An 8,820-nucleotide genomic window follows, 5' to 3' on the forward strand; every position below is an offset into this window, starting at 1 on the left:
CCGAGTCCTGGATGCAGGGCAATAATAGCTGCAATGACCTCTTCAACAGAAAGCGCAGAAGAGTCAATGTGGTGGGCATCTTCTGCAGCACGAAGTGGTGCTGCCTTACGCTCAGAATCAGCCTTATCGCGAGCCTTGATGTCTTCGAGGATCTTCTCCTCACTCTTGGCGTCAACCTGAGCATCGTTTCCGGTAGCTGCGTCTCCACCCTGGCGCTGAACGGCTCGGCGGTGAGCTCGAGCAGCAGGGTCTGCGGTCAAGAAAACCTTTACATCAGCCTCGGGGAATACCACGGTGCCAATGTCACGACCTTCAGCAACTACATCGCCATTCTCGCCAGCACGACGCTGAAGCGTGACCATAGCCTCACGGACCTCAGGGATGGCTGCAACAGCGCTAACGTTTCTATCTACCTCGGGAGTACGAATTTCTGTCGTAACGTTTGAGCCGTTTGCATAGACGGTCTGACCGTTTGCGGAGTTACCAAACGAGATGCTGATGCTGCGTGCAACCTGAATGATTTTCTCGGTATCAGTCATATCGATGCCCTGACGCAGGCATTCTACGGTTACGGAGCGATACATTGCACCTGTATCAAGAAAAATCAGATTCAGGCGATCAGAAAGTGCGCGCGCAACCGTGGACTTTCCGGAGCCTGCTGGGCCGTCAATAGCAACAATCATTACTTATCCCCCTTGGTGACACCCCAAATGTCACGAAAATCGTAAAAACTTGGCTCAGTGGAACGACGAATAACTTCTTCTGGATCAAGGTTAAATCCACCAAGCTTAAAATCAGAACTGCCTGTACTAGTAAAGAAGATTGAAGAGACATTTGCAAGATGTACATTCCAGCTTGAACTACCTGGGATGCCAAAAATCTCTGCCATCATAGAGCGCAAATAGCCGCCGTGAGAAATACAAACGGTACGTCCAGAAAGACTGGAAAGCTCGTTAAGAATAGTGCGACATCTGCTTCTTACCTGCTCGTACGACTCTGCTTCTGGAGCTGGTATGGAATGGCCGTTTTTGTCTGAGGCCCAAGGAAACGTAAGGCCATAGGGCTTTAAAATCTCTTCTGCATCAGCAAAACGCTTGCTTTCTAGAATGCCAAAATCCATCTCTGCAAGGTCATCTTTTACCTCACAAGGAATACCAAGCTCGGTGGCAGCCATCTGGGCCATGTCTTTGCAGCGAGATAAAGGAGAGGTCCAAATTCTATCTGGATGAAATGCAACAAGTGCACGAACGGCGCGCTCTCGCTGTTCAACGCCATGCTCGGTAAGCTCAACGTCTCTTCTGCCGCTGAAAAAGCGCTGTGTATTAGCCACACTCTCTGGGTGGCGCATAAACAAAATGCGATGAACCTGAGCTGGAACTTCAAATGGCTGCATTATGTCTCCTCTCTGGGCGTGTTTGAGCTGTTTGACGTGCACTTATAAATCGTGCGACTAGTAATTACTTGCTGGCATGTAAAGGCATGATAGGAGAAGCACCAGGCTCTCTACCAATAGTGCGCTCCAGAGCGGCAACTTCCTCTTCTGTGAGAAGTCTCCACTCACCTTCTTTAACGCCTGTAAGGTGGAGCGGCCCAAACGTGTCTCTGTGGAGTGCAAGAACTCTATGGTGAATAGCCAGAAGCATCTTTTTGACCTGGTGCTTTCTGCCTTCTCTAATAGTTACGCTGACCAGGGAGTTTGGCTCTCCTCCACCGGTTTTTCCTAAACCCTGTGGGGCGAGAAGTGCCTTCATCTTGGCATCATCAGAGACAATCTCAACTTCTGCAGGAGCTGCGGGACCATCCTCAAGTTCTATACCCTCACGCAAACGATTAAGCTGCTCTTCTGTAGGCGTACCTATTACATGGGCAACATAGTGCTTCCATACATGCTTTGAGGGATGCAAAAGCTCTTGTGCCATCTGACCATCGGTAGTAAAGAACAAAAGACCCGTGGTATCCATATCAAGGCGACCAACAGGAAAAAGACCTGGGTATGTTTCAGTTGGAACCATGTCAACGATGGTTGGTCTACCCTGAGGATCTTTCATAGTAGTCAAGTACCCTGCAGGTTTGTTGAGCATCAAGTAGACGGGTTTCTCGGCAATTGAGCAGACAACACCGTCAACTGCAACAACATCTACCAGCGGATCAACCTTGCTACCAAGCTCGGTGACTACCTGGCCGTTTACCGTGACGCGACCTGAGGTCATCAGGCGCTCAGAGCCACGACGGCTAGCCACTCCCGCGCGCGCCAAAAAGCGCTGCAGGCGCATGGGGACAATACGCTCTTCTGCCACGGCCTATGCATCCTCTTGCGTATCGTAGCTGTCTCCCAAAAGGGAGCGCTCATCGTCAATGTCTTCTGCGGCTTCTTCAAGCGTTGAAGTGAAGCTTCTGCCAGAGAGTCTCTCGCGAATAAACTGCTTGGACTCCTCGTCAGGGGCAAAATCTTCCAGCGGCGGCAACTCTCGCAAAGACTTGAGGCCAAAGCGCTCTAAGAAAAGGGCTGTTGTGCCATAGAGAATGGCTTGTCCCCTATCTGCCTCTTTGCCCACTTCACGCACAAGGTTTTTCTCGCGAAGTGAAGAGATAACACCATCAGAGTTAACACCACGAATAGCACGGACGCCTTCACGAGTAACGGGCTGGTGATAAGCAATAACCGCCAGCGTCTCAAGCGCTGCTTGCGAAAGGCGGCGCGTATCCCAAGAAAGAACAAAGTCACTGACAAGCTGATGGTGGGCAGGGTGCGTAAAGAGACGCCAACCACCGGCTACCTCTCTAAGCTGAAAACCCCTGTTGCAGCGCGTGTACTCCTCTGCGAGCTCTTTGAGAGCTTCAGCTACCTCTGCGGGAGCTGCATTAGTGACCTTGGCAAAGTCAGCCGTGGTGATAGCATCAGTTGCAACTAAAAGCAGCGATTCAAGAGCGCCTTTGAGCGACTCGGAATCTAAATAGGTAAGCTCTTCTGCCATAAGTTATTCCGCCTCTTCCTGTACTTCATCGGGCGTATGAGTGAGCGATAAAAGCGTCTGCTGGACATCTTGAAGCGCGTTTTGAGACAAGTTAAATCCCTCAAGATCTGGCTCATCGCCAGAAAGCTCTTCCAACTCTAGGAGGACCGATTCATCAAGCTGGTAAGAATCAGCGCCCTCTATGTGCTCAATTTCAATTTCACCAAAGATGACATCTTGCTGAACACGAACAAGACCGCGCTTAAAGAGTTCAAGCACAGCCAAAAAGTTTGCAACCACAATCTCTGGCGTATCCTGACCATCTAGAAGCTCAGAGAAGGTCACTTTGCCCTTGGAGCGTGTGAGACGATCCACAGAAGCAACTGTTAGAGCCACTGGAAGCCTTTTTGGGGCCACATGTTCTGCTTCAAGCAAGAATGTCTCACGTTTTGAGTCAATGTCCGCACAGATGACGGCAAGGCTTCTGAGCGTAATGCCTTCTAGATAGTCTGGCATGAGGTTTAAGAAATCAGGGTCTGGACCCACTGAACGTGGGAACATGTATGATTCCGCCTCCATGCGGCTACCAAGCGCAGCACCAGCGTTTCTAAATTGCTTATAGGCAATAAGGCGAGCAATAAGAACTTCTCGCGCCTCGTCAGGAGAAAGACCGTCAAGCTCGTCATCATACTCATCTTCATCGTATGATTTTTTGAGCGAAACATCTTGAGGTACCAAGGCATGAGCCTTCATGTCCAAAAGCGTTGACGCAACAAGGACAAAGTCACTAGCAACATCTAGGTCAAGCTCTTCCATGGCGTCCACTTCTGCCAGGTACTGATCAGCAACCTCAGAGATAGAAATGGATCCAATAGCAACTTTTTGCCTACTTACAAGCTGAAGCAGCAGGTCAAACGGGCCAGAATATGTTGCGGTGTTTACTTTGTACGACATTAGATGATTCTCGCAAGCAGGCTCAAAATGACGTTAGAAATGCCCCCAATAATGGACGAGAAAAAGCCAGGCGCAAAGAACATGAGTCCCACTACAGCAATCATACAGTAAGGCTCAATGGCGTAGAACTTTTGACGGTTTTTCTCGCCAAGAAAATATAGCAGCAGCTTAGAGCCGTCCAAAGGCGGAATTGGCAGCATGTTAAAGACTGCCAGGCTTACGTTGATCTGAATATAGAAGATTACCAGTGAAGAAACGTAGTACATTACCAGCGGATTTAGTGCCGCACCAAATGCAACAGCTAGCGCGTTGAGCAAACGCAATAAGAGTGCGCCGAGAAACGCCTGCAAAATGTTAGACGCTGGACCTGCGAGTGCTACAAGAATCTCATCACGACGACGATCTTTGAGGTAGTTGGGGTTATAGGGAACGGGCTTTGCGTAACCAAAGCTAGGACCACCCATCAATACCAACATAAACGGCAAAAGAACCGTACCGAACAAGTCAATGTGTGCCAGTGGATTGAGCGTCAAACGACCAGACATTTTAGCGGTAGGATCTCCGCACTTGTATGCCACAAAGCCATGCGCAACCTCATGAACTACAATGGCAAAGATTACCAGTGCAAATTCAGCGAGCATTGTCAAAAGCGATGGAACTGATGTTAAAGCAGTTGGCACAACAATCCTTATCTCAACATCTGTAAAGACACACAGACAGATACTTACGTAAGCTTCAATTACCTAACAATTTTACCCAAGATTGGCAAAACTACCTACTCATCAATGTCTGCTTCCATTTTTTCTGAAAGCTCCAGCCACTCAGCCTCAAGAGCAGGAATCTTCTTGGAAAGTGCCTGATATTCAGCCATGCACTCATCAAACTTTTGAGGATCGTTATAGAGAGCCTCATCGGCCATAAGCGTCATGAGCTCATCGTAGCGTTTGTGTGCAGGAGTTAGCGCTGCCTCAACCTCATCCAGGCGTTTCTTGGTCTCCCTGAGTGCACGGCTTCTTCGATTGCGCTCCTCCGCCTCAGCTCTTCTCTGCTCCTTAGTCTTCACATTGCGAGAAGATCCTGCAGCTTGACCTGCCTCTGGAGCAGCACACTTAACCGCTCTTGCACCCGAAGTCCCATACGAGGACACCGTCTTGCTCGACGTCTCCCCCTGTGCCGCTGCTTGAAGCTCTGCAAGCTTAAAGAGGAAGTAATCGTAGTCACCGTCATAGACCGTAACCTTGTGATCACGAACGTCCACAACCTTGTTAGCAACAGCCCTGACCAGGTGTTCATCGTGGCTGATCAAGATGATGGTTCCGGGGAAGTCCACAAGCGCCTTTTCCAGGACATCAACGGAATCAATGTCCAGATGGTTAGTTGGCTCGTCCAGGAGCAACAGCGGATCTGGAGAAACCAGCATTTTGGCAAGGGCTAAACGAGCACGCTCGCCACCAGAAAGTACGTTTACGCGTTTCTCCACGTCATCACCGTGGAACAAGAAGGCGCCAAGCAATCTGCGCTCTTCAGAGGTAGTCCATCCCGCAGCCACCGTATCAAGCTCTGCAAGTACCGTATTTGCGGGGTTGAGCTCTTCAAGCTGATGCTGTGCGTAGTAGGCCTCGGTGACGTTTTGACCAAGGCTAATTACTCCAGCATCTGGCTTCAGTTTGCCAGCAATAAGCTTCATAAGAGTGGATTTACCAGCGCCGTTAGGGCCAACAAGCGCAACGTGATCTCCGCGATACAGCTTAAGGTCAACATTGTCATAGACAAAGTTATCCTCGTACGATTTGGCCACGCCCTCAAGAGAGATGACGGTATCTCCGGTACGAGGAGGTTCTGGGAACCTAAAATGCATGTGATGAGATTGCTCTGGAAGAACTACCAGTTCTTCACGGATCTTCTCGACCTTTGCCACGCGCTCTTGAACCTGTTTTGCCTTGGTAGGCTTATACCTAAATCGCTCAATGAAGGTCTCCATATGAGCAATGTCGCGCTCTTGAGCTGCACGTTTAGCACGGAGCTGCTCAAGATTTTCTTCTCGCTGATGAAGATAGCCGGAATAATTGCCGGTATAGGTTACGAGCATACGATTCTCAAGCGCCGCCACGTGCGTTACACAGGCATCCATGAATGAGCGGTCGTGACTTACCAGCAAAACCGTACCGTCATATGACGATAAGAACCTCTCAAGCCACTGGACAGATTCCAAGTCCAAGTGGTTAGTAGGCTCATCCAGAAGAAGAACATCAGGACGACGCAGAAGCAGCTTTGACAAAGAGATACGCATCTGCCAGCCGCCCGAGAACTCTTTAGCGGACTTGTCAAAATCTTCTACTGGAAATCCAAGACCTGCAAGAATCTGACGAGCTCTACTTTCAAGTTCATAGCCACCAAGACGCTCGAAGCGCTCCATAGCATGAGCGTAGTCTTCAAGATACTTATTGAGCGTTGCACCTTCGGGAGTTTCGGCAATTATGATTGAAAGGTCGTTAACCTTTCTCTCCCACTGTTTAATCTCATGGGCAGACTCAATTACCTCGTTGAGGGCGGTTCTGTCTCCCATGAGCTCTGTTTCTTGCTCAAGATATCCCAGGGTAGCATCTTTTGCAAAGGTAATGGTTCCTTCATCGGCAGACTCTAAGCCCATAATGATCTTTAGAAGCGTAGTCTTACCAGCACCATTAGGACCAACTAAAGCCCAACGCTCTCCCGCATTGAGCTGAAGTGTTGCATTTGAATAAAGAACTCTGCCGCCAAATGACTTTGAAATCTTATCCGCAAGAGCAATCAAGTGAACTCCTCATACATATCTGAACTGGATAAGTATAAGTCATTCACTTGATTTACGTGGTGAATTATGTAAATGAAGCTAGGCTTGTGAAGATTTATTGACGCTTCTTATGAAGGAAGAGAGCTGCTCCAGCAACAACAACAGTTACGCCAGCAACACCAACAATCAGAGGAAGCGTAAGAGCGTTGTCGCCAGTATCTGGAAGAGCAGACTTCTTAACCTTCTTAGCCTTTGGAGCCTCTGGCTGAGGCTGTGGCTCTGGTGCTGGAGTAGGCTCAGGCTGTGGCTCTGGTGCAGGTGCGGGATCTGGGTCTGGAACCGTAGCTGGAGCTGTAGGATCAACAAAAGTTACTGTTGCAGTGGTCTGTGTACCAGTAATCTGACCAACGCGAACCGTGGTGTCAATCTGATAGCCATCAATGGTGGTGAGCTGTGTGATGGTAGTGGAAGTGTTGCCCATAAGGTTAGGGATTACAACAGTACCATCTGCGCCAGTTGTAAGAGAATAGCTACCATCAGCCTCCATGGTGAGAATACCGGTCTGAGTAAATGGAGGGGTCGGAACAGCAGGACCTGCAATATTTGCAGCAGTTGCCTTAAGAGTTGCACCAGCAATAGGATTTCCGTCTGTACCAACAACCTTAACAATGATGTTGCCTAAGAGTGGCTGGTTCTCCATTTCAGCAACTTCTACCGAACCTAAACCATATGCAGCGTCACTAAAAACGTAAGATTTAGATTCTACCTGAGGAACATAGCCTTCTTTATAAGTGGTTTGTTCAACTCTATAAGCGCCGTCAGGAAGTGGAAGATAAGGGTTAAAGTAGCCATTAGCGTCCGTTTCACCTTCGGCCACGATAGTAGAACCACCTTGATAAATTACAACATGTACGCCCTCAATTGGCTCACGGGTGTATTTATCAACAGCAAGAACACTAATCTCATTGGAATCTGCAAGTGCAATCTTTGGAGTGATAACTGATACAACAAGCGTCAACGCAACAAGAATAGCAAGGGCAATGTTTTTATATCGTTTCAATTCAATTCCTTCAAACCGAATCGTACTTGTAAATACTTCTATCTATAGTAAGCGAATCAGACATTAAATTAAAGATAATATCCGACACTAAACACAATTATTTCAAAATTTTAACCGGAGAAACTGCGGGATTTTCTAACCACATTATAAAAATCAAGTGAACTCCCCATACATTTTTAAATTGCAAAATGCACAGGTCGTTCACTTGATAAGTTCAAATCAATTTTGAAACAGATTCAATAAATCCTGTAATCTTAGAAACGCTTCTTGCTCACATACATTGAGACACCAGCAAGAGAGCTTAATGTACCTGTAATTCCAACAATTAAAGAAGAGACACCAGAAATGTCAGAAGTGTCTGGAAGAACAGCCTTCTTTTTCTTTGGAGTCTTAGGCTTTTCCGGAGTCTGTGGTTGAGGCTCTGGAGTTGGCTCAGGCTGGGGCTCAGGAGTAGGCTCTGGAGTTGGCTCAGGCTGGGGCTCAGGAGTAGGCTCTGGAGTTGGCTCAGGCTGAGGTTCTGGCTGTGGCTCTGGAGCAGGTGGCTCTGGTCTGCGATTTACAAAGGTAACTGTAGTTGTCTCGTTAGAACCAGTAATCTCACCAACCTGAGGATTAGGATCATCAATAGTGTAACCATCAAGAGTGGTGAGCTGAGTAATAGTAGCTTTTCTATCAACAAGATAATTAGGAATAATTACAGTTCCATCTGGACCTGTCGTGAGTGAATAGTTTTGACCATCGTCTGATATTTCTCCTGTTTGTGTATATGGAACACCAGGATTTGGAGGAGTTTGAGTCATAGCACGAGGAGTTTCAGTTCCTGGCAAATAAGCTGGATCAGGGGTGTTAAATCCGCCCATATTAGGAGGACATGCTGGTGCAGGAATACCACTTCTGGGCTCTCTCGCAACATTTGCTTTTAAAGTTGCGCCAGCAATAGGATTTCCATACTGATCAACTACTCTGATAATAATATTTCCGAGTCTAGTAGGAAATCTAACTGTTGCTCGAGTAGTTTCCTCAAAAAGACGTGTATCTGAATCATAAGGGAACGTTACGGCATGAAGAGGAACCATACC

Annotated in this window: 9 protein-coding genes; all 9 read right to left on the reverse strand. The window is 47.9% G+C overall.

The annotated features are described in order from the left end of the window. A partial coding sequence (gene cmk / locus RWJ43_RS04640) for a (d)CMP kinase (RefSeq protein WP_314008365.1) occupies nt 1-683 on the reverse strand: 683 nt, incomplete at its 3' end. Then, nucleotides 683-1,393 carry a histidine phosphatase family protein gene (locus tag RWJ43_RS04645; protein WP_314008368.1) on the reverse strand — a complete coding sequence of 237 codons (711 nt, stop codon included), beginning with the start codon at nt 1,391-1,393 and terminating at the stop codon, nt 683-685. The genes RWJ43_RS04645 and cmk, both read right to left, overlap by 1 nt. Before the next feature lie 64 nt (nt 1,394-1,457). Further along, complete coding sequence (locus RWJ43_RS04650; protein WP_314008371.1) at nt 1,458-2,297, reverse strand: pseudouridine synthase; 840 nt, start codon at nt 2,295-2,297, stop codon at nt 1,458-1,460. A 3-nt stretch (nt 2,298-2,300) separates the two neighbouring features. Further along, nucleotides 2,301-2,975 (reverse strand): SMC-Scp complex subunit ScpB, encoded by a 675-nt coding sequence (scpB, locus tag RWJ43_RS04655; RefSeq protein ID WP_314008374.1) that lies wholly within the window; start codon nt 2,973-2,975, stop codon nt 2,301-2,303. 3 nt (nt 2,976-2,978) lie between these two features. Beyond that, nucleotides 2,979-3,908: a segregation/condensation protein A gene (locus RWJ43_RS04660; RefSeq protein ID WP_314008376.1), complete on the reverse strand. Its 930-nt coding sequence runs from the start codon at nt 3,906-3,908 to the stop codon at nt 2,979-2,981. Beyond that, nucleotides 3,908-4,588, reverse strand: coding sequence for a site-2 protease family protein (locus RWJ43_RS04665; RefSeq protein ID WP_314008379.1), 681 nt, complete (start codon nt 4,586-4,588; stop codon nt 3,908-3,910). The genes RWJ43_RS04660 and RWJ43_RS04665 overlap by 1 nt, the downstream gene beginning before the upstream one ends. Nucleotides 4,589-4,683: 95 nt before the next feature. Then, a complete protein-coding gene (locus RWJ43_RS04670; RefSeq protein WP_314008382.1) occupies nt 4,684-6,702 on the reverse strand; it encodes an ABC-F family ATP-binding cassette domain-containing protein in 2,019 nt (672 codons plus the stop codon). A gap of 94 nt (nt 6,703-6,796) precedes the next feature. Beyond that, a complete protein-coding gene (locus tag RWJ43_RS04675) occupies nt 6,797-7,741 on the reverse strand; it encodes a SpaA isopeptide-forming pilin-related protein (RefSeq protein ID WP_314008385.1) in 945 nt (314 codons plus the stop codon). 254 nt (nt 7,742-7,995) lie between these two features. Continuing rightward, on the reverse strand, nt 7,996-8,820 hold an 825-nt coding region (locus RWJ43_RS04680; protein ID WP_314008388.1), incomplete at its 5' end, for a hypothetical protein.

It is taken from the genome of Lancefieldella parvula, assembly GCF_963530955.1.
Classification (GTDB): domain Bacteria; phylum Actinomycetota; class Coriobacteriia; order Coriobacteriales; family Atopobiaceae; genus Lancefieldella; species Lancefieldella parvula_A.

Excerpts from the sequence above, each read along its gene's own strand:
- RWJ43_RS04645 (WP_314008368.1), bottom strand. The coding sequence starts at position 1,393 with ATGCAGCCATTTGAAGTTCCAGCTCAGGTTCATCGCATTTTGTTTATG.
- scpB (WP_314008374.1), bottom strand. The coding sequence starts at position 2,975 with ATGGCAGAAGAGCTTACCTATTTAGATTCCGAGTCGCTCAAAGGCGCT.
- RWJ43_RS04660 (WP_314008376.1), bottom strand. The coding sequence starts at position 3,908 with ATGTCGTACAAAGTAAACACCGCAACATATTCTGGCCCGTTTGACCTG.